This window comes from Rhodopseudomonas sp. BAL398 (assembly GCF_033001325.1).
Taxonomy (GTDB): Bacteria; Pseudomonadota; Alphaproteobacteria; order Rhizobiales; family Xanthobacteraceae; genus JARJEH01.
In genome coordinates, this window is record NZ_CP133111.1 from 5,066,547 (window position 1) to 5,092,423 (window position 25,877).

The 25,877-nt window shown below is 65.4% G+C and carries 22 protein-coding genes; 8 read left to right on the plus strand and 14 right to left on the minus strand.

The genetic code is table 11. The features are described from left to right. Positions 1-2 precede the first annotated feature (2 nt). The 6 genes from RBJ75_RS23820 to RBJ75_RS23845 all read right to left on the minus strand — a co-directional run bounded on the left by RBJ75_RS23820 (position 3) and on the right by RBJ75_RS23845 (position 5,541). Positions 3-860: an ABC transporter permease gene (locus tag RBJ75_RS23820; protein WP_044417089.1), complete on the minus strand. Its 858-nt coding sequence runs from the start codon at positions 858-860 to the stop codon at positions 3-5. 222 nt (positions 861-1,082) lie between these two features. After that, on the minus strand, positions 1,083-1,880 hold the full coding sequence (locus RBJ75_RS23825) for an ABC transporter ATP-binding protein (RefSeq protein ID WP_044419159.1): 798 nt from the start codon (positions 1,878-1,880) through the stop codon (positions 1,083-1,085). A 239-nt stretch (positions 1,881-2,119) separates the two neighbouring features. Then, a complete protein-coding gene (locus RBJ75_RS23830; RefSeq protein ID WP_044403828.1) occupies positions 2,120-3,118 on the minus strand; it encodes an ABC transporter substrate-binding protein in 999 nt (332 codons plus the stop codon). 116 nt (positions 3,119-3,234) lie between these two features. Beyond that, positions 3,235-3,507 carry a hypothetical protein gene (locus tag RBJ75_RS23835; protein ID WP_152647547.1) on the minus strand — a complete coding sequence of 91 codons (273 nt, stop codon included), beginning with the start codon at positions 3,505-3,507 and terminating at the stop codon, positions 3,235-3,237. A 116-nt stretch (positions 3,508-3,623) separates the two neighbouring features. Next, entirely contained in the window at positions 3,624-4,499 is an 876-nt protein-coding gene (locus RBJ75_RS23840; protein ID WP_044403832.1) for a UTP--glucose-1-phosphate uridylyltransferase, read from the minus strand. A gap of 97 nt (positions 4,500-4,596) precedes the next feature. Beyond that, complete coding sequence (locus RBJ75_RS23845) at positions 4,597-5,541, minus strand: alpha/beta fold hydrolase (RefSeq protein ID WP_044403835.1); 945 nt, start codon at positions 5,539-5,541, stop codon at positions 4,597-4,599. 218 nt (positions 5,542-5,759) lie between these two features. Between RBJ75_RS23845 and RBJ75_RS23850 the strand changes: the two genes are divergently transcribed. Both RBJ75_RS23850 and RBJ75_RS23855 read left to right on the plus strand, forming a co-directional pair. Then, positions 5,760-6,236, plus strand: a complete 477-nt coding sequence (locus RBJ75_RS23850) for an Hsp20 family protein (RefSeq protein ID WP_044403849.1) — start codon at positions 5,760-5,762, stop codon at positions 6,234-6,236. Positions 6,237-6,413: 177 nt separating this feature from the next. Then, a complete protein-coding gene (locus RBJ75_RS23855; RefSeq protein ID WP_044403838.1) occupies positions 6,414-7,190 on the plus strand; it encodes an alpha/beta fold hydrolase in 777 nt (258 codons plus the stop codon). A 250-nt stretch (positions 7,191-7,440) separates the two neighbouring features. Here the strand turns inward: RBJ75_RS23855 and RBJ75_RS23860 are convergent, their stop codons facing one another. Then, positions 7,441-8,148 carry a hypothetical protein gene (locus RBJ75_RS23860; protein WP_044403841.1) on the minus strand — a complete coding sequence of 236 codons (708 nt, stop codon included), beginning with the start codon at positions 8,146-8,148 and terminating at the stop codon, positions 7,441-7,443. Between the two features lie 427 nt (positions 8,149-8,575). Between RBJ75_RS23860 and gltB the strand changes: the two genes are divergently transcribed. The 3 genes from gltB (at position 8,576) to RBJ75_RS23875 (ending at position 15,603) form a co-directional block, all read left to right on the plus strand. Beyond that, positions 8,576-13,321 (plus strand): glutamate synthase large subunit, encoded by a 4,746-nt coding sequence (gene gltB / locus RBJ75_RS23865; RefSeq protein ID WP_044403852.1) that lies wholly within the window; start codon positions 8,576-8,578, stop codon positions 13,319-13,321. Between the two features lie 184 nt (positions 13,322-13,505). Next, positions 13,506-14,963, plus strand: coding sequence for a glutamate synthase subunit beta (locus tag RBJ75_RS23870; protein WP_044403844.1), 1,458 nt, complete (start codon positions 13,506-13,508; stop codon positions 14,961-14,963). Between the two features lie 301 nt (positions 14,964-15,264). Further along, on the plus strand, positions 15,265-15,603 hold the full coding sequence (locus RBJ75_RS23875) for a hypothetical protein (protein WP_044418021.1): 339 nt from the start codon (positions 15,265-15,267) through the stop codon (positions 15,601-15,603). Between the two features lie 81 nt (positions 15,604-15,684). On the opposite strand, the gene RBJ75_RS23880 is transcribed toward RBJ75_RS23875, so the two are convergent. From RBJ75_RS23880 to RBJ75_RS23890, 3 genes are all read right to left on the minus strand, one after another. Next, entirely contained in the window at positions 15,685-15,900 is a 216-nt protein-coding gene (locus tag RBJ75_RS23880) for a hypothetical protein (RefSeq protein WP_152647896.1), read from the minus strand. Positions 15,901-16,164: 264 nt separating this feature from the next. Beyond that, positions 16,165-17,052, minus strand: coding sequence for a TauD/TfdA dioxygenase family protein (locus RBJ75_RS23885; protein ID WP_044418025.1), 888 nt, complete (start codon positions 17,050-17,052; stop codon positions 16,165-16,167). Positions 17,053-17,288: 236 nt separating this feature from the next. Next, positions 17,289-18,068 (minus strand): SDR family NAD(P)-dependent oxidoreductase, encoded by a 780-nt coding sequence (locus RBJ75_RS23890; RefSeq protein WP_044418027.1) that lies wholly within the window; start codon positions 18,066-18,068, stop codon positions 17,289-17,291. A gap of 121 nt (positions 18,069-18,189) precedes the next feature. On the opposite strand from RBJ75_RS23890, the gene RBJ75_RS23895 reads away from it, so the two are divergent. Further along, positions 18,190-18,924 carry an SDR family NAD(P)-dependent oxidoreductase gene (locus tag RBJ75_RS23895; protein ID WP_044418035.1) on the plus strand — a complete coding sequence of 245 codons (735 nt, stop codon included), beginning with the start codon at positions 18,190-18,192 and terminating at the stop codon, positions 18,922-18,924. 86 nt (positions 18,925-19,010) lie between these two features. Here the strand turns inward: RBJ75_RS23895 and RBJ75_RS23900 are convergent, their stop codons facing one another. The 4 genes from RBJ75_RS23900 to RBJ75_RS23915 form a co-directional block, all read right to left on the minus strand. Beyond that, positions 19,011-19,997 (minus strand): S41 family peptidase, encoded by a 987-nt coding sequence (locus RBJ75_RS23900; protein ID WP_044418029.1) that lies wholly within the window; start codon positions 19,995-19,997, stop codon positions 19,011-19,013. 145 nt (positions 19,998-20,142) lie between these two features. Next, positions 20,143-21,735, minus strand: a complete 1,593-nt coding sequence (locus RBJ75_RS23905) for a GDSL-type esterase/lipase family protein (RefSeq protein WP_044418031.1) — start codon at positions 21,733-21,735, stop codon at positions 20,143-20,145. 176 nt (positions 21,736-21,911) lie between these two features. After that, positions 21,912-22,817, minus strand: a complete 906-nt coding sequence (locus RBJ75_RS23910) for a 4-hydroxy-tetrahydrodipicolinate synthase family protein (RefSeq protein ID WP_044418033.1) — start codon at positions 22,815-22,817, stop codon at positions 21,912-21,914. Positions 22,818-23,293: 476 nt separating this feature from the next. Then, on the minus strand, positions 23,294-23,791 hold the full coding sequence (locus RBJ75_RS23915) for a YodC family protein (RefSeq protein WP_044410627.1): 498 nt from the start codon (positions 23,789-23,791) through the stop codon (positions 23,294-23,296). 217 nt (positions 23,792-24,008) lie between these two features. Here RBJ75_RS23915 and RBJ75_RS23920 point away from each other — a divergent pair, with 217 nt between their 5' ends. Then, the gene (locus RBJ75_RS23920; RefSeq protein WP_044410629.1) at positions 24,009-24,479 is read left to right on the plus strand and encodes a DUF2231 domain-containing protein; all 471 of its coding nucleotides are present in this window, start codon (positions 24,009-24,011) and stop codon (positions 24,477-24,479) included. Then, positions 24,476-25,861 carry a PQQ-dependent sugar dehydrogenase gene (locus RBJ75_RS23925; RefSeq protein WP_044410631.1) on the plus strand — a complete coding sequence of 462 codons (1,386 nt, stop codon included), beginning with the start codon at positions 24,476-24,478 and terminating at the stop codon, positions 25,859-25,861. The genes RBJ75_RS23920 and RBJ75_RS23925 overlap by 4 nt, the downstream gene beginning before the upstream one ends. Positions 25,862-25,877: the final 16 nt, after the last annotated feature.

A 25,877-nucleotide genomic window follows, 5' to 3' on the forward strand; every position in this document is an offset into this window, starting at 1 on the left:
CGCTATTCGTGCGCGTTGACGTCCGGCCGCCAGGTCAGCAGCCGGTTCTCGATCAGCGTCAGGATCCATTCGGCGGCCAGCGCCACCACGGCGATCACGATCATCGCGGCGAACACGCCGTTACTGTCGAACGAGCCCTGTGCGGTGGCGATCAGCAGGCCCATGCCCTCGCGCGCGCCCAAAAATTCGCCGACGATGGCGCCGACCAGCGCGAAGCCGAACGAGACATGCAGGCTGGCGAGAATCCACGACATCGCCGAGGGGATCACCACCGCGCGGGTCATCTGCCAGTCGCTGGCGCCGAGAATCCGCGCATTGGCGATCAGGTTCTTGTCGGCCTCGCGGACGCCCTGGAACGCATTGGCGAACACCACGAAGAACACCATGACGACCGCCAGCGCGATCTTCGAGGCAGCGCCGAGGCCGAGCGCGACGATGAAGATCGAGCCCAGCACGACGCGCGGAATCGAATTGGCCACCTTGATGTAGATCGAGAACACGTCGGAGAGCAGCTGATTGCGCCCGAGCGCGATGCCACACAGGATGCCGGCGACGGCGCCGATCAGGAAGCCGGCGCCGGCCTCATAGATCGTCACCCAGATCTGCTTCCATAGCGGCCCGATCGAGGTGCCGTTGCGGAACCAGTCGATCAGCTTGACCACGATGCCAGAGGGCTGGCCGAAGAAGAACGGATCGATCAGTCCGAAGCGGACGCCGAATTCCCAGCCGCCGACCAGGATCACCAATACCGCGAGCCGCAGCCCCAGTACCAGCCGCGCCCGCCGCCGCAGCCGCTCCACCAGCGTCTCCAGCCGCGCATCGGGCAGGGCGGTCTCGGGCGGAATGCTGATCTCGCTCATGTCAGGACGCCTCGGCTATGTGGCTGGAAAGGTGCCGATGCGGTCGCCGCACCGGCAGCGCGCCCCCTCTCCCATGGGGAGAGGGTTGGGGTGAGGGCGTAAGACCTATCGATAGTTTGTAACCCCTCACCCGACCGGCTTCGCTGCGCTTCGCCGGTCGACCTCTCCCTAGGGGAGAGGTGACAGAACGCGAGCGCTTCGATGTGATGACATCATTCATGCTCAATGCCCCGCCCGCGCGCGCAACACTTCCTCGCGCAGATCGTCGTTGATCTTGCGGGCGATGGCGATGAAGCGCTCGTCGTAACGCAGCGTGGCGACGTCGCGCGGCCGCGGTAGGTCGATGGTGTGCACCGATTTGACCCGCGCCGGCCGCGTCGTCAGCACCGCGACGCGATCGGCGAGCAGGATCGCCTCGTCGAGATCGTGGGTGACGAACAGCACCGCGGATTGCGCCTGCGCCCACAGCTGCAGCAATTCCTCCTGCATCAATTCGCGGGTCTGGACGTCGAGCGCGGAGAACGGCTCGTCCATCAGCAGCACCTGCGGATTGTTGATGAAGGTCTGCGCCAGCGCTACCCGCTTGCGCATGCCGCCGGAGAGCTGGTGTGGGTGGTGGTCCTCGAACCCCTTCAGCCCGACCCGGATGATCCAGTCGCGCGCCATCGCCTCGGCCTCGGCTTTGGCGACGCCGCGAAACAGCGGCCCGGCCATCACATTGCCGAGCACATTGCGCCAGGGAAACACCGCGTCCTGCTGGAACACGAAGCCGACGCGGCGGTCGACGCCGTTGACCGGCGCGTCGAACAGCGTCACCTCGCCGGCCTGCGGCCGCGCCAGCCCGGCGATCAGCCCCAGCGTCGTCGACTTGCCGCAGCCGGTCGGGCCGACGATCGCCATGAACTCACCGGGCGCGATGCTGAGGTCGAAATCCTCCAGCGCCGACAGCACATGCCCGGTCGGCGTCACGAAGCGCCGGGCGACATGTTTGAGTTCGATCGCGGAGGGGGCGGTGGTCATGTTAAATCTCGATCGCGTTTGAAGCACGGGTCGAAGAAAAATCCCTCCCCCCTGTGGGGAGGGTCGGCCGAGCGAAGGCGATGCGCAGCATCGCCGAAAGCGGAGGCCGGGGTGGGGGTGCGGCGAGCACTGCGCTCGTGGCTCCCCCACCCGACCCGGCTTCGCTGCGCTTCGCCGGGCCACCCTCCCCACTAGGGGGAGGGAGAAGAGCTGCGGCGATTCCGCATTCCATCACTGGCTCAATGCGTCGCGTTGGCCTTGATGACGAATTCGGTGGTGTAGGTCTTGCTCAGGTCGATGGTCTTGCCCTTGAGATTCGGCGAGAAGCTCGACAGCACTTTCAACACCGATTCCGGCGCGTCCTTCGGCATCATGCCGTCGGGCGAGTACTGCGCCTTGCCGTCTTTCAAGCCCTGGACATAGAGATCGAGATCGCCGGCGTAGTAATCCTTCGGCATCTTGGCGGCGATCTCTTCCGGCGAGTGGCTGTGCATCCATTTCAGCGTCTTGACGAAGACATTGACCACCTTTTGAACGGTGGCCTTGTTGGCCTCCATCCAGCCGCGATCCATGTAGAGGCAGGCGGCCGGATAGTCGCCGCCAAGTGCGGCGCGGGTGGTCTGCGCGGTGCGCAAATCGATGCCGACCTTGGCGGTGCCGTTCTTCAGCGCGCGCGCCACCGTCGGTTCGGTGGTCATGCCGGAGACGATCTTGCCCTGCTGCATCGCCGCCAGAAAGGTGTCGCCGGCGCCGACCGGCACCAGCGAATAATCCTGCGGCTTCAACCCGGCCTTGGCGGCGAGCGCGCGGGTCAAAAAGTCGGTCGCCGAGCCCAGCCCGGTGACGCCGAGGGCCTGGCCCTTCCAATTGGCGGGGTCTTTAAGCTTGTCGGCGTCAGCGGCCTTCACCAGCACGACTTCGCCCGGCGCCACCGCGAACTGCACCACGTCGGTGATGAATTTGCCCTTCGACTGCAGGTCGATGGTGTGATCGTAGAACCCGACCACGCCCTGGACCTCGCGCGCCAGCAAAGCGGTCGCGGCCTGCGAGCCCGAGGTCGAGTTGAACAATTGGACGTCGAGCCCCTCTTCCTTGTAGAAGCCGAGCCCCTCGGCGAGCTTGGCCGGCAGATAGATCTGTTTGTCGATGCCGCCGACCATGATCTTGATCGGGGTCTGGGCGGCCGCGGGCAGCGCCGTGGAGGCGGCAAGCAGGATTGCGACGAGCAGCTGACGCATCGGGGTTTCCTCGGCTTATGGATGTTCACCGCCCGTCATGGCGGCGATTGGCCGCATCAGGCCCCGGGGTGCGGCATTCTGTCAATGGCCGATTGCAGCGGCGCGGCTGCGATGCGTCAGAACAGCCGCCGCCGTCGTTCCGGCTTCTTCTTGCGGAACCGAACGCCGCTGCCATCGGCCAGCCTGGTGGCGATGTAGCCGGCTTCGAGGCAGGCCTCGCGCTGCGGCATCTTTTCCTGCGGGCTGCGCTCGGTTTCCCACCACGACGCGCGCTGCGACGCCCGCGACAAGGCGAAGCCGAGAATCTCCTCGATCTGCTCCAGGCTCAGCACCAGTTCTTCGGCGCTCTGCGCCATCAGGTAGTCGCGCAGCGGATCGTAAGCACTCACGTCTCGTCCTCGGTTGCTGGAACCCCGTCGTTAACCGATTGCCGCGGTGCTGTCGCCATTTAAGCGGCCGATCGCGGCCGGGTCTCGCGCCAGGCCGGTGCGAGGCCCGGCCTTCGTTATTGCGCCAGATAGTGCTTCATTTCCTTGCGCAGATCCTCGCGCAGATCGTCGCGCTGCATCGCAAAGGCGATATTGGCGCGCAGGAATCCGGCCTTCGAGCCGCAATCATGGCGCTCGCCCTCGAATTCGACGCCGTAGAATTTCTGCGTCTTGGACAGGCCGATCATGGCATCGGTGAGCTGGATCTCGTTGCCGGCGCCGCGCTCCTGGGTCTCCAGGATCTTGAAGATCTCCGGCTGCAGGATGTAGCGGCCCGAGATCGAGCGGTTCGAGCGCGCGGTGCCCTGCGGCGGCTTTTCCACCATGCCGTCGATTTCGAAAATATTGCCGTCGCGCGCGCCGACGCCGCAGATGCCGTAATTATGCGTCAGATGGTCGGGCACTTCCTCGACCGCGATAACGTTGCTCTTGTCGCCGAGCTTGGCGGCCGCGGCGATCATCTGCGCCAGGCAGCCGGGATTGTTCAGCACCAGCTCGTCCGGCAGCACCACCGCGAAGGGCTCATTGCCGACGATGTCGCGGGCGCACCACACCGCGTGGCCGAGCCCGTGCGGGGCCTGCTGCCGGGTGAAGCTCATGGCGCCGGCCTCGGGCTGGTCGCGCGCCAGGATTTCCATCTCGGCGGTCTTGTTGCGGCCCTTCAGCGTCATGTCCAATTCGAATTGGCGGTCGAAATGGTCCTCGATCATGCCCTTGTTGCGGCTGGTGACGAAGATGAAATGCTCGATGCCGGCTTCCTTGGCTTCATCGACGACGTACTGGATCAGGGGCCGGTCGACGATGGTCAACATCTCCTTCGGCATCGCCTTGGTGGCGGGGAGAACGCGGGTGCCGAGGCCTGCGACCGGGAAGACGGCTTTGCGGATTTTCATCGGAGGGGAAATCTTTCAAGAGAAAGGACGAGGCTAAAGACGGGATTGCAGCTTTGCAGCCCGGAACAACGGCGGATGTGTGGTCGCGTTCCGGGCATCAGAATAACGGCGTCCCCGGTACGAAGGCGTCGAACGCGGCCCAGAACTGGCCGCGATAGCGATCCTGCTCCTGCAGGATCTCATGCTTGGCGCCGGCGATCACCAGATGCGAGCCGGCGCGCAGATGATAGGCGAATTCCTCGATCGCCGGGGTGGAGACTACGCTGTCGCTGCTGGCGGCCAGCATCAGCAGCGGCTGCCGGATTCGCGAGGGATAGTCGGTGGCCTTGAAGCCGTGCATCGCCCGGAACGCGGTATCGGCCCATGCCACGGTCGGCGAGGCGATGCCGAGCGTCGGGTCCTCGGCGAGGATCGCGGCGTTGCGGGCGTAGCGCACCGGATCGCTGGTCAGCTGGTTGCCGACGAACGGCCCGGTATTGGTCAGCTCGTCATTGCCGCCGGGGACGTAGCGGCCGCCCTGGCCGGCGAGCCGCAGCGCGCCGAGCAGCAACCGCACCGGCAGAGTGGTGGCGCGGCCGGGCAGGTCGATCATCGGCGCCGACAGCACCATGCGGTCGAACCAGCGCTTGCCGGAATGCGCGATCCGCAGCATCACCGCGCCGCCCATCGAATGCGCCAGCGCGAAATGCGGCGGCGGGCAATCCGGCAGCACCACCTCGCGGATGAAGGTCTCGACGTCGATTTCGTAATCGGCGAAGTGGTGGACATAACCCTTGCGCGGGTCGCTCAGCCGCCGCGACGAATGGCCCTGGCCGCGCCAGTCGATCATCGCCACCGCGAAGCCGCGCTCGCGCAGGTCGCGCACCGTCTCGAAATATTTCTCGATCTGCTCGCCGCGGCCGGTGAAGACGCAGACCGTGCCCTTGCGGCCGGCCGGCGGCGGCCAGCGCGCGAACCGCAATTCGGCGCCGTCGGGCGTTCGGATGAAGCCGGAAACGGCATCTTCCGGAACCGGGTTGGCGGGAATCGAGACAAGCGTCATGGGCCGGACCGATGGGGCTAGGGGGCTGAAATACAAGAGGAAAAAAACTTCGGCAGGAGGATTATTCCGCCCTCTTGAACCCGGACAGGACTCTCCCATATCACCTTCGTGCAGGCCGCACCAAGGGGGCAGCGATGTTCCCAGGCTGCACGCAGACGACAGCCCGGCCCGATGGCGGGCGGGTTACCACAACAGTCGCTTCTTTGGAGGACTACACCATGCGTACTTTCGATCTGACCCCGTTTTATCGCTCCACCGTCGGCTTCGACCGGCTGTTTTCGCTGCTCGACCAGGCCTCCGGCGATGGCGCGTCTCCCGGCTATCCACCCTATAACATCGAGCGGTCCGGCGAGAACGATTACCGCATCACCGTAGCGGTCTCCGGCTTTTCGCAGGATGAGCTCTCGATCGTCGCCAAGGAGAACACCCTGACGATCAAGGGCGAGAAAGCCGCCAATGATGCCGGAAGCAAGGGTGGCGAGGTGCTGTATCGCGGCATCGCCGCGCGCGCCTTCGAACGCGCCTTCCAGCTCGCCGATTATGTGACGGTGAAAAATGCCAGCCTCGAAAACGGCCTGCTGCATGTCGATCTCGTCCGCGAGATCCCCGAGGCCAAGAAGCCCCGCAGCATTCCGATCTCCGCGCCGGCTGCCGCCGCGCCGCAGGTGATCGAGGGCAGCAAGCAGGCCGCCTGAGCATTCTCGCTCTGACGAGCCGACGTTGAATCGAAAACGCCCCGGGCAACCGGGGCGTTTTTTTTGCGCAGCCGTCCGTTCGGAATTGTCCGAGCTGCCATGCGGTAACAGCGCGCCCTGGGCGAACGAAACATTTTTGAGCGCAACGCTCCAGCGCAATCACTCAAGGATTAGTCGATGACGAGATTTCACATCATGACGGCCATGGCCGCGGGCTTGTTTGCCGCAACGTTTGGTGCCGCAGCGGCTGACGCCGCGACCCCGGCGCCGGTGCCGGCGCGCAATGTGGTGTTGGTGCACGGGGCCTGGGCCGACGGCTCGAGCTGGGCCCAAGTGATCCCGCGGCTGCAGGCCGCGGGCCTGCACGTCACCGCGGTGCAGAATCCGCTGTCCTCGCTGCAGGACTCCGTCGCCGCCACCCGTCGCGCGCTGGCGCTGCAGGACGGCCCCACGGTGCTGGTCGGGCATTCCTGGGCCGGCACCGTGATCAGCGAGGTCGGCAGCGATCCGAAGGTGACGGCGTTGGTCTATGTCGCCGCGCGTGCCCCCGACGCCGGCGAGGATTTCGTTGCGCTCTCCGGTAAGTTCCCCACCGGTGCGGTGCGCGCCGGCATCCAGACCCGCGACGGCTATACCCAGCTGTCCGAGGACGCGTTCTTGAAGTATTTTGCCAATGGTATCGACCACCAGACCGCGGAAGTGCTGTTCGCGACACAGGGCGCCACTGCGGCCGCCCTGTTCGGCGACCGCACCACGGTTGCGGCCTGGCACGCTAAGCCGACATTCTATGCTGTCTCGAAGCAGGACCACACCATCGATCCCGATTTCGAACGCTTCCTTGCCAAGCGCATGAACGCCACCACCATCGAAGTCGATGCCGGCCACTTGGCGATGGTCTCGCATCCCAAGGAGATCGCCGACCTGATCCTGGCCGCCGCCGGCCAGCGCGACTGAGGCAGAAATCGAACCCCGGCCGCAACGCGATGTGCCGCGGAGTGGCCAACTTCATCCCCCCGCGTCTCGCGGTGGGGTGGCCGGCCGACTGGCCGGTCGGCATTCCCAGCCGGCGTCGCTCGGCGAGCTTTGCCCGGCGTAGCCCGGCCTCCAATTCGGTGATGCTGCGCATCGCCTGCGTTTGCCAAACTTCCCCCTGCAACAGGGGGGAGGGATGCGGGAAGGATATTGCCGGCGTCTCGTCGAAACTCTACTCCAGCGCCTGCACCGGCGGCATCGGCTGGGTCGGCAGGATCTGCGGCGATGGTTTGGCCTCGACCGCCGGGGCGGTGGCGTGCGTGATGGTGCTGGGCTGCGCCGCGGCCGATTGCTGCGGGGCCGGTTGGGGCGCTTGCCGCTTGGCTGCTTGGCTGGCGTCGACATTCGGCCCACCAACCGGATGGGGCTTGGGCAGCGGCACCGATGGGGTCCGGCTGGCAAGCTGCGGCATCGGCCGCCGCGATGGCGCTGCGCGTCCGATCCGCGGCGGCGGAAGCGCCCGTAGACCGTAGCCCTCGGGAACAGCGTCGAATGCCGCATCCTCCCGCAGATAGGCCGGCATAAATCGTACGATCTGGCCATCCCGGGCGTCGATCAGCAGCCGTCCGTCATCGCCGTTCGGATCGATCGCCGCGATGGCGTAGAACGGCCCGCGGCGGCGCGGGATCCCGAGCGGCGAATAGCCGTTTTCACGCAGCACGCTGTAGACCTCGCGCGCCGGCAACCAGCGCGGTCCATCGCCGTCATTTGCGTCGCGCGGCATCGGGGCTTCAGGCGGCATTGCCGCATAGGGACCGCCGAGATCCGACACGTTGCGGTAAATCCCACTTCCGGCCTGGTATGGCGGCCGTGCCTGCGCGGTCGCCGCGGTTGTTGCTGCCACTAAACCTGCCGAGATGATCCACCCGATCGCCTTCATGTCAGTCGCTCCTGCGGCGCCCCCGCGCCCGGTCGAAGCTGCAAGCTGGGCGGCGAATCGGGCATGGCTTGGACCGGATCGCGGCGCATTCGGCATGAATCCGCGGCAGCTGGGGCAGGACTGCTCCCATCAAACAGAGGACTCAGTGGCGCTTGTGTGATAGAAAAAAGTTTGGCAATGTCTCATCTAGGACAGTAATGCTGTCTCAATATGGGTTGCCTGACCCAGTATGGGGTTGCGAAGTTCTTGGCGTCTGACGCCGAATGCGGCTTTTGTGGTTGTCCGATCGGCGATATGGACACCGGGGCCTGAAATCTGAAATCGTGGCTCGCGCTGTGCGAGCGGTGGCCCAGAGGGTGCCGCGAACACCGAAGGTGCGCCGATAGTGCCGGTGGTTGCGACTGCCTAGCCGGATGAGAGGATGAAGATGAGCGGGTCTGAGTTCGAGCGCGATACCATCGTCACCGATGCGCTGGCGGCCGACCTGACGGCGAAACCGGCAGCGCCGGCGGGCGAGCATACGCGCGAGCATACTTGGCGCCCGCCGGCCGAAGGGATGTACGACCCCTCCCAGGAAAAGGACGCCTGCGGCGTCGGCTTCATCGCCAATATCAAGGGCAGGAAATCGCATCAGATCGTGTCCGATGCGATCTCGATCCTGTGCAATCTCGAGCATCGCGGCGCCGTCGGCGCCGATCCGCGCGCCGGCGACGGCGCCGGCATCCTGGTGCAGATTCCCCATGCGTTCTTCTCCCGCAAGGCGGCCGAGCTCGGCTTCGAGCTGCCGGCGCCGGGCCAATACGCCGTCGGCGCGCTGTTCATGCCGCGCGAGACGCCGTGGCGCAAAGTGATCCAGAGCATCATCGCCGGCCAGATCCGCGCCGAGGGCCTGACCTTGCTGGGCTGGCGCACGGTGCCGACCGACAATTCGACGCTCGGCGAGACCGTCAAGCCGACCGAACCCACCATCATGCAGGTGTTCATCGGCGCCGGCGCGCAGGCGACCAGCGAGGACGATTTCGAGCGCCAGCTCTACATCCTGCGCAAGTCGATCTCGCAGGCGATCTATCAGCGCCGCGACCGCGGACTGGCCGGCTATTATTCGGCGTCGCTGTCGTGCCGCACCGTGATCTACAAGGGCATGTTCCTGGCCGACCAGCTCGGCACCTATTATCCCGACCTCGGCGAGCCGGATTTCGAAAGCGCGCTGGCGCTGGTGCATCAGCGGTTTTCCACCAACACCTTCCCGACCTGGTCGCTGGCGCATCCCTACCGCATGGTCGCGCACAACGGCGAGATCAACACGCTGCGCGGCAACAATAACTGGATGGCAGCGCGGCAGGCCTCGGTGCATTCCAAGCTGTATGGCAAGGACATCAGCCGGCTGTGGCCGATCTCCTATGAGGGCCAGTCCGACACCGCCTGCTTCGACAACGGCCTCGAATTCCTGGTGCAGGGCGGCTATTCGCTGCCGCATGCGGTGATGATGATGATTCCGGAGGCGTGGTCCGGCAATCCGCTGATGGATGAGCAGCGCCGCGCCTTCTACGAATATCACGCCGCCATCATGGAGCCGTGGGACGGCCCCGCCGCCCTGGCCTTCACCGACGGCCGCCAGATCGGCGCCACGCTCGACCGCAACGGGTTGCGGCCGGCGCGCTATCTGGTGACCAAGGACGACCGCATCGTGATGGCGTCCGAAATGGGCGTGCTGAAAATTCCCGAGGACCAGATCGTCACCAAATGGCGGCTGCAGCCCGGCAAGATGCTGCTGGTCGATCTCGAACAGGGCCGGCTCATTCCGGACGACGAGATCAAGGCGCAGCTGGCCTCGAGCCAGCCCTATCGCGAATGGCTCGACCGCACCCAGATCGTGCTGGAGGAATTGCCCGACGCGCCGATCAAGGGCCAGCGCTCCAACCTGCCGCTGCTCGATCGCCAGCAGGCCTTCGGCTATACCCAGGAGGACATTTCCGTCCTGATGACGCCGATGGCCTCGACCGGCGAGGAAGCCTCAGGCTCGATGGGCAATGACACGCCGCTGTCGGCGCTGTCGGACAAGCCCAAGCCGCTGTTCACCTATTTCAAGCAGAACTTCGCCCAGGTCACCAACCCGCCGATCGATCCGATCCGCGAGGAGCTGGTGATGAGCCTGGTCTCGATCATCGGCCCGCGCCCGAACCTGTTCGACACCCAGGGGCTGGCCGGCACCAAGCGGCTCGAAGTGCGCCAGCCGATCCTGACCGACGGCGATCTGGAGAAGATCCGTTCGATCTCCGAGATCGGCGATCCGCATTTCAATTCGCGCACGCTCGACACCACCTTCCATTCCGGCCTCGGCGCCGCGGGGCTCGAGCACGTGCTCGAGGCGCTGTCGGCGCGCGCCGAAGAAGCGGTGCGCGAAGGCGTCAACATCATCATCCTGAGCGACCGCGCCGCGGGCAGTGACCGGATTCCGATCCCGTCGCTGTTGGCCTGCGCCGCCGTGCATCATCATCTGATCCGCACCGGCCTGCGCACCTCGGTCGGCCTGGTGGTCGAATCCGGCGAGCCGCGCGAAGTGCATCACTTCGCCTGCCTGGCCGGCTACGGCGCCGAGGCGATCAATCCGTATCTCGCCTTCGAATCCATCATCGCGATGAAGGACCGGTTGCCGGCCAAGCTCGACGACTACGAGATCGTCAAGCGCTACATCAAGTCGATCGGCAAGGGCCTGCTGAAGGTGATGTCGAAGATGGGCATCTCGACCTATCAGTCCTATTGCGGCGCGCAGATCTTCGATGCCGTCGGGCTGAAAGCGGATTTCATCGCCAAGTACTTTGTCGGCACCCATTCGCAGATCGAAGGCGTCGGCCTTGGCGAAATCGCCCAGGAAACCGTGCGCCGCCATCAGGATGCGTTCGGCAATGTGCAGATCTACAAGAGCGCGCTTGATGTCGGCGGCGAATATGCCTTCCGCAGCCGCGGCGAGGATCACGCCTGGACCGCCGAATCGGTGGCCAACCTGCAGCACGCGGTGCGCGGCAATTCGCAGGAGCGCTACAGCGCCTTCGCCAAGATTCTCAACGAGCAATCGGAGCGGCTGCTGACGCTGCGCGGGCTGTTCAAGTTCAAGTCCGCCGAGGACGAAAAGCGCAAGCCGGTGCCGCTCGACGAGGTCGAACCGGCCGCCGAGATCGTCAAGCGCTTCGCCACCGGCGCGATGTCCTATGGCTCGATCTCGCGCGAGGCGCATACCACGCTGGCGATCGCCATGAACCGGATCGGCGGCAAGTCCAACACCGGCGAGGGCGGCGAAGAAAGCGATCGCTTCAAGCCGATGGCGAACGGCGATTCGATGCGCTCGGCGATCAAGCAGGTCGCCTCCGGCCGGTTCGGCGTCACCACCGAATATCTCGTCAATTCGGACATGATGCAGATCAAGATGGCGCAGGGCGCCAAGCCCGGCGAGGGCGGTCAATTGCCCGGCCACAAGGTCGACGCGGTGATCGCCGCGGTGCGGCACTCGACGCCGGGCGTCGGCCTGATCTCGCCGCCGCCGCATCACGACATCTATTCGATCGAAGACCTCGCGCAGCTGATCTACGATCTCAAAAACGTCAATCCGACCGGCGCGGTCTCGGTCAAGCTGGTCTCGGAAATCGGCGTCGGCACCGTCGCCGCCGGCGTCGCCAAGGCGCGCGCCGACCACGTCACCATTGCGGGCTTCGAAGGCGGCACCGGCGCCTCGCCGCTGACCTCGATCAAGCACGCAGGCAGCCCGTGGGAAATCGGCCTGGCCGAAACCCACCAGACGCTGGTGCGCGAACGGCTGCGGTCGCGCATCGTGGTGCAGGTCGATGGCGGCTTCCGCACCGGGCGCGACGTGGTGATCGGCGCGCTGCTCGGTGCCGACGAATTCGGCTTCGCCACCGCGCCGCTGATTGCGGCCGGCTGCATCATGATGCGCAAGTGCCATCTCAACACCTGCCCGGTCGGCGTCGCGACGCAGGACCCGGTGCTGCGCAAGCGCTTCACCGGCCAGCCCGAACACGTCATCAACTACTTCTTCTTCGTCGCCGAGGAAGTCCGTGAATTGATGGCGCAGCTCGGCTACCGGACCTTCAACGAGATGGTCGGCCAGACCCAGATGCTCGATCAGAACGCGCTGGTGGCGCATTGGAAGGCCAAGGGGCTGGACTTCTCCAAGCTGTTCCATCGCCAGAACGAACTGCCGGGGCAGAAGATCTATCATGCCGAGAGCCAGGATCATCACCTCGAAAAGGTGCTCGACCGCACCTTGATCGCCAAGGCGCAGCCGGCGATCGATCGCGGCGCGCCGGTGAAGTTCGAGATGGAGATCAACAGCGTCAACCGCTCGGCCGGCGCGATGCTGTCCGGCGCCGTCGCCAAGCATTACGGCCACACCGGCCTGCCGCACGACACCATCCAGGTGGCGTTCAAGGGTACCGCCGGTCAGGCCTTCGGCGCTTGGCTGGCGCGCGGCATCACCTTCGATCTCGAAGGCGAAGGCAACGACTATGTCGGCAAGGGCCTGTCCGGCGGCCGCATCATCGTCCGCCCGCCGGCCAATTCGGGCATCGTGCCGGAAGAGTCGATCATCGTCGGCAACACCGTGATGTACGGCGCGATCGAGGGCGAGTGCTATTTCCGCGGCATCGCCGGCGAACGTTTCGCGGTGCGCAACTCCGGCGCCGTCGCGGTGGTCGAAGGCGCCGGCGATCATTGCTGCGAATACATGACCGGCGGCATCGTCGTGGTGCTCGGCAAGACCGGGCGCAACTTCGCCGCCGGCATGTCGGGCGGCGTCGCCTATGTGCTCGACGAGGACGGCAGCTTCCCGAAACTGTGCAACATGGCGATGGTCGAACTCGAGCCGGTGCTGTCGGAAGAGATGATCAACGAGAACGCCTTCCACCAGACCGGCGATCTCGAGGCCCATGGCAGGGTCGACGTGTTCGCCGATCTGCTGGGCTCCGATGTGGAGCGGCTGCATGTGCTGATCTCGCGTCACGCCAAGCTCGCCGGCTCCAAGCGCGCCGCCGAGATCCTGGCGAATTGGAAGGCCACTTTGCCGAAATTCCGCAAGGTCATGCCGGTGGAATATCGCCGCGCGCTGCGCGACCTAAAGGCGCGCAAGCCCGAGGAGCCGAAAATCGCGATCGGGGCGTAGGTCTAGAAATATCGCTTCGTCATTGCGAGCGGAGCGAAGCAATCCAGGGGCATCACCCAAGAGCTGGATTGCTTCGTCGCTTCGCTCCTCGCAATGACGCAGAGGTGAGGCCGCCGAACTGGCCAGGCGCAAATCGTCGGCCGGTTCGAGACGGGTGAGAGATAAAGGGGCGTCAGGTTTTTCGATGGGCAAGATCACAGGGTTTCTGGAAATCGAGCGGCATGACCGGGTCTATGCGCCGGTCACCGAGCGGGTCACCAACTACCAAGAATTCGTCGTTCCGCTGAGCGAGAAGGACACCCGCGACCAGGCCGCGCGCTGCATGAGCTGCGGCATTCCCTATTGCCACGGCACCGGCTCGGCGCAGCCGGGCGCGCCGGGCTGCCCGGTCAACAACCAGATCCCGGATTTCAACGACCTGGTCTATAACGGCAATTGGCAGGAGGCCTCGCGCAACCTGCATTCCACCAATAATTTCCCGGAATTCACCGGGCGGATCTGCCCGGCGCCGTGCGAGGCGTCGTGCACGCTGAACATCGACGACAGCCCGGTCACCATCAAGACCATCGAATGCGCCATCGTCGACCGCGCCTGGGACAATGGCTGGGTCAAGCCGGAGCTGCCGGCGCTGAAGACCGGCCAGAGCGTCGCCGTGGTCGGCGCCGGTCCGGCGGGCCTGGCCTGCGCCCAGCAGCTGGCGCGCGCCGGTCACGACGTCCACGTCTATGAGAAGGCGGCGAAAGCCGGCGGGCTGCTGCGCTACGGCATTCCCGACTTCAAGATGGAAAAGCATCTGATTGATCGCCGCGTCGCCCAGATGGAGGCCGAAGGCGTCACCTTCCATTACAATTCCCCGGTCGGCGGCCAAGCGCCCGGCGCGGTCGATCCGGCCGAGTTGCTCAAGACCCACGACGCAGTGGCGTTGACCGGCGGCGCCGAAGCCCCACGCGACCTGCCGGTGCCGGGCCGCGAGCTCGACGGCATTCATTTCGCGATGGACTTCCTGACCCAGCAGAACCGCCGCGTCGGCAACGAGCCGCTCGGCGAGGTCAAGGAGATCCTGGCCACCGGCAAGCATGTGGTGGTGATCGGCGGCGGCGACACCGGTTCCGATTGCATCGGCACCTCGTTTCGCCAGGGCGCCAAGAGCGTCACCCAGATCGAGATCATGCCGGCGCCGCCCGAGCATGAGAACAAGGGCCTGACCTGGCCGAACTGGCCGATGAAGATGCGCACCTCGTCGAGCCAGGCCGAAGGCGCGCGCCGCGAATTCGCGGTGCTGACCCAGAGCTTTTCCGGCGAGGCCGGCGCGGTCAAGAAGCTGCATTGCGTCAAAGTCGACGGCAAATTCCAGCCGATCCCCGGCAGCGAATGCGAGCTGCAGGCTGATCTGGTGCTGCTGGCGATGGGCTTCGTCCATCCGGTTCATGAGGGGCTGCTGAAATCGCTCGGCGTCGATCTCGACCCGCGCGGCAATGTCGCCGCCAACCTCACCGAATTCGCCACCTCGGTGCCGAAAGTGTTCGCCTCCGGCGACATGCGCCGCGGCCAGTCGCTGGTGGTGTGGGCGATCCGCGAAGGCCGGCTCTGTGCCCGGGCGATCGATCAATTTTTGATGGGATCGACCACGTTGCCGAAGTAGTAATACCAACGGTCGTTGCCTCTCGTTCGTCATGCCCGGCCTTGTGCCGGGCATCCACGCCTTGAAAGCAGTGCCGGATCAAAGACGTGGATGGCCGGGACAAGCCCGGCCATGACTAACTTGATGAGTCAACGGCAACGTCTGTTGGTTAAAGCCGCGCCGCTGTCTTTCCCTCCCCCGTGGGGAGGGCGGGGACCACACGCACGGCCCCATACTTATGGCCCGGCGACAGCGCCGTCGTGGCCATCTATCTCCTCGCGTGCTGGCGTCGTTTGCCGGCAGTTGGCGTTAGGAGCGTGCGATGGATGCAGATCAGGGTGCGGCCGGGGTCGGGCACCTCACCGCCGGCGAGGTTCTCGACGGCATTCGCGAACAGCTGCAGCAACCCGGCACGGACGATCTGCAGCTGCTGCTGAAAATCTCTCAAGAGCTGGCCGATCTCGACGACAGGCGCTTGAGCCCCGAGGCCGCGAGTGCCTGGAATCAGCGCGCCGAGACCAAGCGGGAAAAAGCCCGCGCCTCGCTCGGTCTGCAGACCGGAGTCAAGCGCGGCCTGCTGATCGGCTTCATCACCGGCTTCGTACTCTGCGCCCTGTTCGCCGCGGCGCTCGCCATGCATTGGCTGGTGGTGATGCAGTGAGCCGACCGCTCGGGCTGGCTCATCCATCCTGCGGCCGAGATTGTCGCCCAGCTGACGCGCCGGGCTGTCGGCGCGGCGCGGCTATGCGGCGGCGAAGCGTTGCTGCATGCGCTTGGCGGCTGGGGTCATCATGATCTGGAACAGCGAGCATTGCGCCGCTGGATCAAGCTCGCGCAGCGCCATCTTGGTCTCGAAGCCGCAATTGGCGCAGGTCAAAGTGTGGATTTCGTAGACGCCGTCGATCGCCTCGATATTGGCGGCCGGCAGGTTGGCGTGGCAACGCATACAATGGGACATGGCTCTGGTTCCTTCGTTCGAATGGCGCCGTTGCGCACAACGGCTCCGTGAGCAGGCCCTGCCTTTGGTGTTTCCTGAATTGTCGTCAAATCGCCTTGAGCTGGCGGATCGCGCGGGCCTTCGAAAAGGCCGCCGCAGCGGTGTTGTGCGGTGCAACATAAGATGGATACCGCACATGCGATGCGCAAGCCACGCACAGCCTCGTGATCGACGCTTGGTTACCGCGTCGTTGCCGTGCCACGAGTCAGTAGAAATGCGGATAGGCTATTCGGCGGCCTGCTGCGCCACTGTCGGCGCGTCACCCGCCACCGTGGCGCGGCGCATGTCGCGCGGCTGCGACGCATCGTAACGCCGCACCCGGTGCATGGTCTGGCGGTTGTCCCACATCACCAGATCATGCAGCTTCCATTTGTGGACATAGACGAATTGCGGTTGGGTGGCGTGCTCGTTGAGGTCGCGCAGCAGCACCCGTCCCTCCGGCACCGTCATGCCGAGAATGGCACCAGCATGGGAGGCCAGATACAGCGATTTTCTGCCATGCGCCGGATGGGTCCGCACCAGCCGTTGCAGCACCGGCTTGAACATCTGCTTTTCTTCCTCAGAGTAATCGAGAAAGCCCAGCGCGCCGCGCGAATACATCAGCGAATGTTCGCAGATCATGTCCTCGATCTCGGCTTTGGTGTCGTCGTCGAGCGCGTCATAGGCGGCGCGCATGTCGGCGAATTCGGTGTTGCCGCCCTTCGGATTGACGATCCGCGCCGATAGCAGCGAGTATTTGGCTGGGATCGGCCGGAACGAACTATCCGAATGCCACAGGCAGTTGCCGAGATTGAACAGATGCACGCGGTGGTCGCGTGGCAGCGGCTTGCCGTCGGGGCCGAGATTGGAGACGTCGTTGACGCCGCTGGTCAGCCGCGCCTCATGGGCTTTCATCACGGTGCCGCCATGGGCGTTTTCGCGCTCGCCGAAATTGCGCGCGAAGGCCAGCTGCTGCTCGTCGGTGATGTCCTGCTTGGGAAATACCAGCACCGCGTAGTCGTCCATCGCCTGCTCGATGCTTCGCGCCTCGTCGCGGCTGATCGGCTGGCGCAGATCGACGCCACTGACTTCGCCGACAAACAACGGATGCAGCTTGCGAATCGCAATGGCCATCGGCGTATTCCTCCGTGCGGAATGGTTGATCCATTCATGCGCGGCTTCGGTCGCCCGTGCCGCTTGCTACCACGAGGCTACGCCGGGGCAGGGCGATGTCAACCGCGCGAGATGCAGAACCATATGTCCGCCGTGAAGGACGCGCGTGCCCCGGCCGCAGCGCAACGCGCCGCGGTGTGGGGCGCTGCAGAGCTGGGCCCCGCTGGTCTCAGCGGCGGGACCGGGAGACGAGGCGGCTATGCGTTGCGCGCCATCAGCCCGCCATCGACCGGAATGATCGCGCCGGTCAGGAACGATGCTGCCGGCAGGCACAGGCTCAGCGTCATATGCGCGACCTCTTCGGGATCGCCGTAGCGCCGCAGTGCCGTGCGGCGGCGGGCGTAGATCTCCTTATGCTCGTCCTTGATGCGCTGCGTCATGCCGGTCGAGATCGGCCCCGGACAGATGCAGTTCACCGTGATGCCCTCAGGCCCAAGTTCGACCGCGAGCGATCGCGTCAGCCCGACGACGCCGGCCTTCGCCGCCGAATACGGGCTGTGCAGCGCGGTGGCGCCGAGCGCCTCGGTGGAGGCGATGTTGACGATGCGCGGGCAGTCGGATTTGCGCAGATGCGGCAGCGCGGCGCGGATCACGCGCTGATGCGCGCTCAGCAGCACGCTGAGGCTGCGATCCCACGCCGCGTCATAACCATCGGCGTCGATCGCGGTGACGATCGAAATCCCAGCATTGTTGATGACGATGTCGAGCCCGCCGAAATGCGCCGCCGCGGTGGCGACCACCGTTGCGATGTCGTGCGGATTGGAGACGTCGAGCGTAAAGGCCTTGGCGTCGCCGCCGCTCGCCGCGATCGCCGCGCTGACCGCCTGCGCGCCATCGCCGTCGAAATCGGTCACCGCGACCCGCGCGCCTTCGGCCGCGAACACCCGCGCGGTGGCGCGGCCCATCCCGCTGGCCGCACCGGTGACCAGAACGCGCAAATCCTTGACCGAACGGCTGAACTGCTTGAAGTCCGACATCGGTTGCCTCCGAATTTGTTGTTGCCGCGCTTGATGCACGGCTTTCTTGACAAGGCTGGCATCGATCTGCACAGAGGTCAAACGCAACGACAACAAAAACAACAATAAAGGGAGCGAGACGATGAGCGACCTCGACTTTGGCGGCCAGCAGGTGCTGGTGATCGGCGGCTCCAGTGGGATCGGCAACGGCATCGCGCAGGCATTTCGCGCCCGCGGCGCAACGGTCTGCGTCAGCGGCACCCGCGCCAACGCCGCCGACTACGCCGGGATCGAAGGTTCGGATCTCGACGGCCTGAGCTACGCGCAACTCGATGTCAGCCAGCCGCAATCGGTCGAAGCCTTCGCCCCGGTGCTGGACCGGCTCGACGTGCTGGTGCTGGCGCAGGGTGCTGTGATCTATCGCCGCGGCGAATTCGAGATGGCGGGCTTTCGCCAGGTGATGGAAGTCAATCTGATCAGCCTGATGCAATGCGCGATCAAGTATCATCCCGCGCTGAAGGCCAATGCCGGCAGGCTGATCATCGTGTCGTCGACCGCCGCCTATCACGCCACCAAGGGCAACCCGGCCTACAACGCGTCCAAGACCGGCGCGGTCGGCTTGACCCGGACGCTGGCGCAGGCCTGGGCCGAGGATGGCATCCGCGTCAACGGCATCGCGCCCGGCCTGGTCGACACCAAGATGACCAAGGTCACCACCGCCAATCCGCAGCGCCGTCAAGGCGCGATCGAGAACATTCCGCTGAAGCGGCTCGGCACCCCGCAGGACATGGCCGGCGCGGCCTTGTTTCTGGCCTCGCCACTGTCATCCTACATCATCGGCCACACGCTGGTGGTCGATGGCGGACTGATTCTGTAGCGCAACCGAAATGGCTCCGCCGCATTGCGTCCCCTTCGCCACGGCGAAGCCGACATCGATCAGATCGGTGCTGTTTCAGCAGCGATCTAGGATTTGCGGCGAAGCGCCAAGTCCAAGGCGGTTTGCTGTGCTTGCTCAAGCGGGGCCGACACGTCAGGCTGCACGCCCACGCCGCCCCAATTGCCGTGCGTGATCGGATTCTCGGCCCTGCCGGTCGGCACCACGACGAAAAGATCGGCACCGACCTTATTCAGGCCTCCCGGGTTTGCGCCGCCGCGGGTTGTTTCGCCGACCACGGTGGCGCGCTCGAGCACGTGCATGTCGTAAGCGAACTCCTCACCCGCCGAATAGGTCTTTGACCCCACCAGCACATAGACCGGCTTGCCGAGATAGCGCACCGGCGTCGGCGAACTCCAAAACGACTCCGTCCGGAAAGTCGATGTCCCACGATTGCGCCAGATCAGGTCGTTGATATGCACGCGATGGCCCGGGTCGAGGAAGAAACTGACAAGATAGGCAACGGACGCCGGATGTCCGCCGCCATTGTCCCGCATGTCGATGATGAGCGCGGCGGTGTCCGAGATCTGGCGCATCGCGTCGTCGGCGGCCGGATTGAAGATGTCGGGCGGAACGAACCGCGCCAGGTGAATGTATCCGATATTGCCGTCGAGCCGTTTCACCGCGAAGCCGGCATCCTGCGGCGCGGCCGGCGGAGGCTGATTGCGAAACGGCGAGCCGGAGATCACCCGCATATGGCTGTCCTTGGTGATCGCCCGCAGCTGCGCGGTCAATTGCAGCGCCAACTGAGTGGGGTCGGTCAGGCCGGCATAGGCATTCGACTTCAATGCCGTCTCCAGCGCATCGGCCGCCTGCGCGCCCTTATCGGGAAACACATAGGCTTCGCGCAATTCGACCGCGATGCTGTCGATGACCGTCTTGACCGTCGTCTGATCCAGGGATGCGCTTTGCGCCTTGCCGGCAATCGCTTCGGCTCGTGTCGCCGATGGAGCGGCGATCAGTGCGGCGAGCGTCACGACGCAGGCGGGAAGGAACGGTGAGCTACGTTGCAGCATCTGGCCCTCGGTTAAGGTTAGAACAGCTCAGCGATCGCCGACTTTCGACGGATCGAACCAGATCCCGCCGAAATATTTTCGAAGTTTGGCATGGTCCAGGGAGTCGTTTTCCAGGGCGGCATGGCGTCTTTGTGGCCGAATGGCGTTACCGCGAGAACAGCCGCGAAATCCAGGCCGTCGGGTCGATGTCGACGACGGGCGGGCGCTGCGAGGCGCGGGTCCGTTGCTCCTGCGAGGAATATAATGGCCGCTCTGGCGGTGCCGCCTGGGCGCGCCTCGACTGAGGCGGCGGCGCCGCCGCCGCAACGCTCGGCTTCGGGCTTTCTTTGGCGGCCACCGGGACCACCTCCTTTGGCGGCTCCTTGGCCGGCTCGTTGCCGATCTCGCGGCGCGGCCAGACGAAATCGTCGGCGCGGCCGGCCGGCGCGGTCAGCGGTTCGCCCTTCACCAGCGTCCGCGCCACCAGCGCGTCGACCGGCGCCGGTCGCGTGCCCGCGCCGCCGAGCAGCCGGTCCGCGCTGATCGAGGACGCCACCAGCGGCAGGATCGGCCCCGCCACCGGGCGCGGCGCCGGCTCGCCGGGCTTGGCGCTGGCATCGGGCGTGCCGGGGTCGGTCGGCAGCGTGATCGGTGCCGCGCGCGCGGCCAACACCCGGGTGATTTCGCGTTCGACGAAATGCGCCAGCTTGCGCGCGCCGGCCTTGGTGAAATACACCCCGTCACTGGTCCGCAACCGGCGGATCTGGCCCTCGAAATCCGGCCCCTGGCGCAGGAAGTGGCCGCCCTCGTCGACGAAACCGTCCCAGACGTCCACATAGGTAATGCCGGCCTTGCCGGCGGCGTCGCGATACAGCGCGTTCAGAAACAGCATGTCGGAGGTCGATTTGGTGCCGCGCACCGCGGGCAGCCCGACCCACAGCACCGGCACGCCCTTGGCCTTCAGCACCTCGATCATCGCCTCGATCTTCTTGGTGTAGAGTTCGGCCCAGCGTTCGTCCCGGAACCGATAGATGCCGTTGGGCGAGCGGGCGCTTTTCTCCGGTGCCATGATCGAGGGGACATCTTCGTCGTCGTCGTCGGTCGAATCCGCTTCGGCGGCCTTATCGGCGGTCTTGTCGTCCGGCTTCGCGTCGGATTTGGCGTCGCTCTTGCCGTTGGCGGCTTTTTTGTCGTCCTTCTTGTCGGTCTTCTCGACCACGGGTTCGCGCAGCGACATGCGATCGTTGAGGCCGAGCATCACCACGATGGCGTCGGGTTTTTCCTCGGCCAGAATATCCTTGGCGGCGGCGGCCCAGTCGGCGGGCTCGCCCTTGGCCTGATAGCGGATCAGGCCGGAGCCGCGCCGGGATTTGCGGATCACGCCCATTTCGGGCTGTTCCGCATAGGCGCCCTCGAGCCCATAGGCCAGCCAGTCGGCCATCGCGTCGCCGAGCACCAGAACGTTGCGCTCTGCCGGGGTCTCGCGCTTGTCCGGCGCGGGCGCCCGCGAAAAATCCTCGCGGACCGGGGCGCGGCGCGCCGGCGCGCGTTGCTGAAAGGGTGCGAAGATCTCGCCGCCGAACCAGCCGCCGCCCTCGCGCGGAATCGGCGCGCGCGGCCGCGGCGGGCCGCCGAAATCGAAGAATTGTGCCGCGGCCGGGCCGGCAATGCCGAATAGCAGCAGCGCCGCCACCCCCAGCGCGATCAGCGGGCCGCGTTGGGTGAAGGCGCCCAGCAGGGATTTCGGCTTTTTGGACATGGCGTTCGCGGCGCTCGACAATCAGGGGATGCGCGGATCTATAATAGCGGATTCGGGCCGCAAGCGGGCAGCTTTCGCCCCGCCATTGGGAGGCCATCGGCCGCCGCCGTCAAGGGCGGCGGCGGCGTTTCATCGCGGCACGGTTAGCGCCCCGCCGCTGGCGTCGGCCGAGACAGCTAAGCTCCGGTTTTTGCGGGTAAAACCCGCCGGTCGATGGCGTCCGCCAGATCCGCGCCGATCGCCACCATCGGCAGCCGCAGTTCCGGGCTGTCGATCAGGCCTTGGCGCCACAGCCAGTGCTTGAGCGGAGCCGGGGAGGGCTCCGCGAACAACAGCCTCGGCACCTCGGCAAGCTGGTTCCATTGCATCGAGGCGCCGAGCCGGTCGTCGCTCAGCACTTGCTGCCGGACAAACGCGAAGGTCTCGGTCTCGACATGGGCCGAGGCCAGAATCGCCCCGTCGCAGCCGCGGACCAGATCGCCGAAGAACAGCGCATCCTCGCCGGTCAGCACCGCGAAGCCGGCGGGGCGTTTCCGCAACAGATCCACGGTCTGAAGCGTATCGCCGCAGCAATTCTTGACGCCGACGATATTGCGGCGCGCGGCCAGTTGCAGCATCGCCGCATTGCCGAGATTGACGCCGGTGCGATACGGGATGTTGTAGATCATGATCGGCCGCGCAGTCGCCTCGGCCAGCGCCTCGAAATGCAGCACCAGGCCGCGCTGCGACGGCCGCGTGTAGGACGGGCAGGCGATCAGATAGCCGTCGAGCGGCCAGTTCGCGGTGCGCGCCAATGATTTGACCAGCTTGCTGGTGTAGCTGCCGGACAGGCCGAGATACACCGGCATGGCGCGGCCGGATTCCGCCAGCGCCGCGGCTGTGATCATCACCAGCTGCTCGATCTCGTCGTCATCCAGCGTCATCCCCTCGCCGGTGGTGGCGCCGAGGATCAGCCCGTCGAGCGGTATGCGCGCAAAATGCGCGATCAGCCGGCGCAGGGAGGTGGCGTCGAGCGCCCCATCCCGGAACGGTGTGATCAGCGGCAGCCACAAGCCACTGGGCGGCTCGATTTCGGCGGACATCGGGTCGTCTCCTGTTGGGCCGGAGACGGAGTCACAAAAAAGCCCCGTCGAAACCGGCGGGGCGATCGGATTGATACGGTGCGGACTGATCTAGCGCGCGCGTGCATCCCCGGCCCCGAAGCGGCCGCGGTATTTCGATGCGAGATGGGCGATGCGAATGATCATGCCGCAAAATGCGCAGGGCCGCGCGGATTTGTCAAGCACCGGCGAGCGAACTACGCAGTGCGATCAGCGCGGCTGCTACGCGCCGGATCGATCGGCGAGGGGATCGGTCCGATTAGTTGCTCAGGCTCCCGGTCGTTCCGGGGCGCAAGCCCCTGGGCGAGCGAACGCGGAATCTTGCGAAATCTGCAAAGAGACGATGCTGAGCGAGTGGAATCGCGCGGCGCGAGATTCCGGGTTCGCTCGCAGCGAAGCTGCTCGCGCCCCGGAATGACGTCCGGTGGTATCAGAACATCAGCTCGGCTGAACCATGGCTAATGCCGGACGTCGAGACCGGCCTGCGGGGCCTGGCCGTTGGCCGCGGCAAGGGGGGATTCGGGCGACTTGGCTGGGGAAGGTGTGGCCGGAGAAGGCTTGGCCTGAGGCGATTTGGTCTCAAACGATTTCGTCGAAGACGACTTGGTCCGCGCCTTGGTCCGCGTCTTGGTCCGCGTTTTGGGGCGCTTGGCGGCGCGCTTCGGGGCGCTGTGGCAGGCCTCCTCGGGCGGGTTCATTTCGGCCGCCATGGTGTCGAGCACATCCTTGTAGTCCCCGGCCTCCGGCTGCGGCGCGGCATTTGTCTCCGCCGGATGAGCCGGCGCGACCGCCCGGTAATCGAAGCGCACGCGCTGCAGCGTCTCGCCGACAAACCAGACGCAGACGATGCCGGTGAATTTGTTGTCGTCGAAAATGTCGGTGTTGATAGCGTCCACGGTCATCACCGGGCCGCCGGATTTGAGCACGACCAAATCGCCCAGTTTGAAATCACTCATGATTGAATATCCCGGAACCAGCTACGCGAATCTCATCCCTTTGCGCCGCAATATTAGCCAAACCCCGGTAAAATCACCAGTGCTACGCCGCCGGACCGCAACCAGAAGCGGCCGCCCCCATCGATCACGAGAACGTTGAAGGAACCGGGCGCGCAGCTGGGTGTTCGACAGCTGCTGAAGGCAGCGGTGCGGACGCACCCGAGCGGAAGGACCCGATATGTCTCAGGACAGCTTTGCTCAGTCCCGGCAAGGGCTTGTATCGACAGCGCGGATCGCCGCGCATCCCATTCATCCGATCCTGGTACCGATCCCGATTGTCTGTTTCGTCGGTGCCTTGCTGACCGACATCGTCTATTGGCGGACCGCAACCATGATGTGGTCGGATTTCTCCGCCTGGCTGATCAGCGCCGGCGTGGTGATCGGCTGGCTCGCCGCGATCTTCGGTGCGATCGATCTGTTCGGCAATCGCGGCATCCGCAACCTGTCGGTGGCCTGGATGCATGCGGTCGGCAATGTCGTGGTGCTCGTGCTCGCGACGTTCAACATGCTGGTTCACACCCATGATGCCTGGACCTCGGTGGTGCCGTGGGGGCTGACGCTGTCGGTACTGACCGTGCTGATCCTGCTGGTCACTGGCTGGCTCGGCTGGTCGATGGTCTATCGCTACCGCGTAGGAGTATCCCGATGAAACATGACCGCGCATTCCGGCGCATCGGCACGCTGTTGGTCTGTGCGTCGCTGCTGACGCTGGCCGGCTGCAACGACGACAAATTCGATGTCGCGAGTCAGATCGGCCCGAATCCGAAATTGCCGGAGCCGCAGCAATATCTGTTTCCACCGATGAATCTGGCACCGATTATCGGCTGGAAGCAGGACGAGACCCCGCAAGTTCCGCAGGGCATGAAAATTGCGGCGCTGGCCACCGGCCTGCAGCATCCGCGCTCGCTTTACGTGCTGCCGAATGGCGACGTGCTGGTGGTGGAATCCAAGAAGCCGCCGGGTGAGCCGATCAAGCGGCCGAAGGATCTGGTGATGGGCTGGATCGAATCCTTCGTCACCTCCGGCGGCGCCTCCAACGAGCCGAGCAACCGCATCACCTTGCTGCGCGACAGCAATGGCGACGGCAAGCCGGAGCTGCGCACCACCTTCCTCGACCATCTCAATTCGCCGTTCGGCGTGGCGCTGGTCGGCAATGATCTCTACGTCGCCAATACTGATGCGATCATGCACTACACTTATACCGCCGGCGAAACCCAGATCACCACGCCCGGCACCGTGCTGACGCCGCTACCGGGCGGGCCGATCGACCATCATTGGACCAAGAGCCTGGTGGCCAGCAAGGACGGCTCGCTGCTCTATGTCGGCGTCGGCTCCAACAGCAACATCACCGAGAACGGCATCGAGGCGGAGAAGAACCGCGCCGCGATCTGGGAGGTGAACCGGCAGACCGGAGCCTGGCGGCTGTTCGCCACCGGGTTGCGCAATCCCAATGGTCTCAGCTTCGAGCCGGACAGCGGCGCGCTGTGGGCGGTGGTCAATGAGCGCGACGAACTCGGCCCCAATCTGGTGCCGGACTACATGACTTCGGTGCAGGACGGCGCGTTCTACGGCTGGCCCTACAGCTATTACGGCCAGCACCTCGATCCGCGGGTGCATCCGCAGCGGCCCGATCTGGTCGCCAAGGCGATCGCTCCGGACTACGCGCTGAGCTCGCATGTCGCGCCGCTGGGGCTCGCTTTCTACAACGGCGACAGCCTGCCGGTCAGATACCAGGGCGGCGCCTTTGTGGGCGAGCATGGCAGCTGGGATCGCGGTCGGCTCAACGGCTACAAGGTGGTGTTCGTCCCGTTCGCGGGCGGCAAGCCGGACGGCAAGGCGCAGGACGTCGTCACCGGCTTCCTCAACGGCGACGGCAAGGCCCACGGTCGTCCGGTGGGGCTGGCCATCGACAAAACCGGATCGCTGCTGATCGCCGACGACGTCGGCAACACCGTCTGGCGCGTCAGCGGTGCCAACCCGCAAACGGCGGGCGGTGCGACGACGGGGGCTGCGACGCAACCGCCCCGGTAACGCTGGACGTGACGAG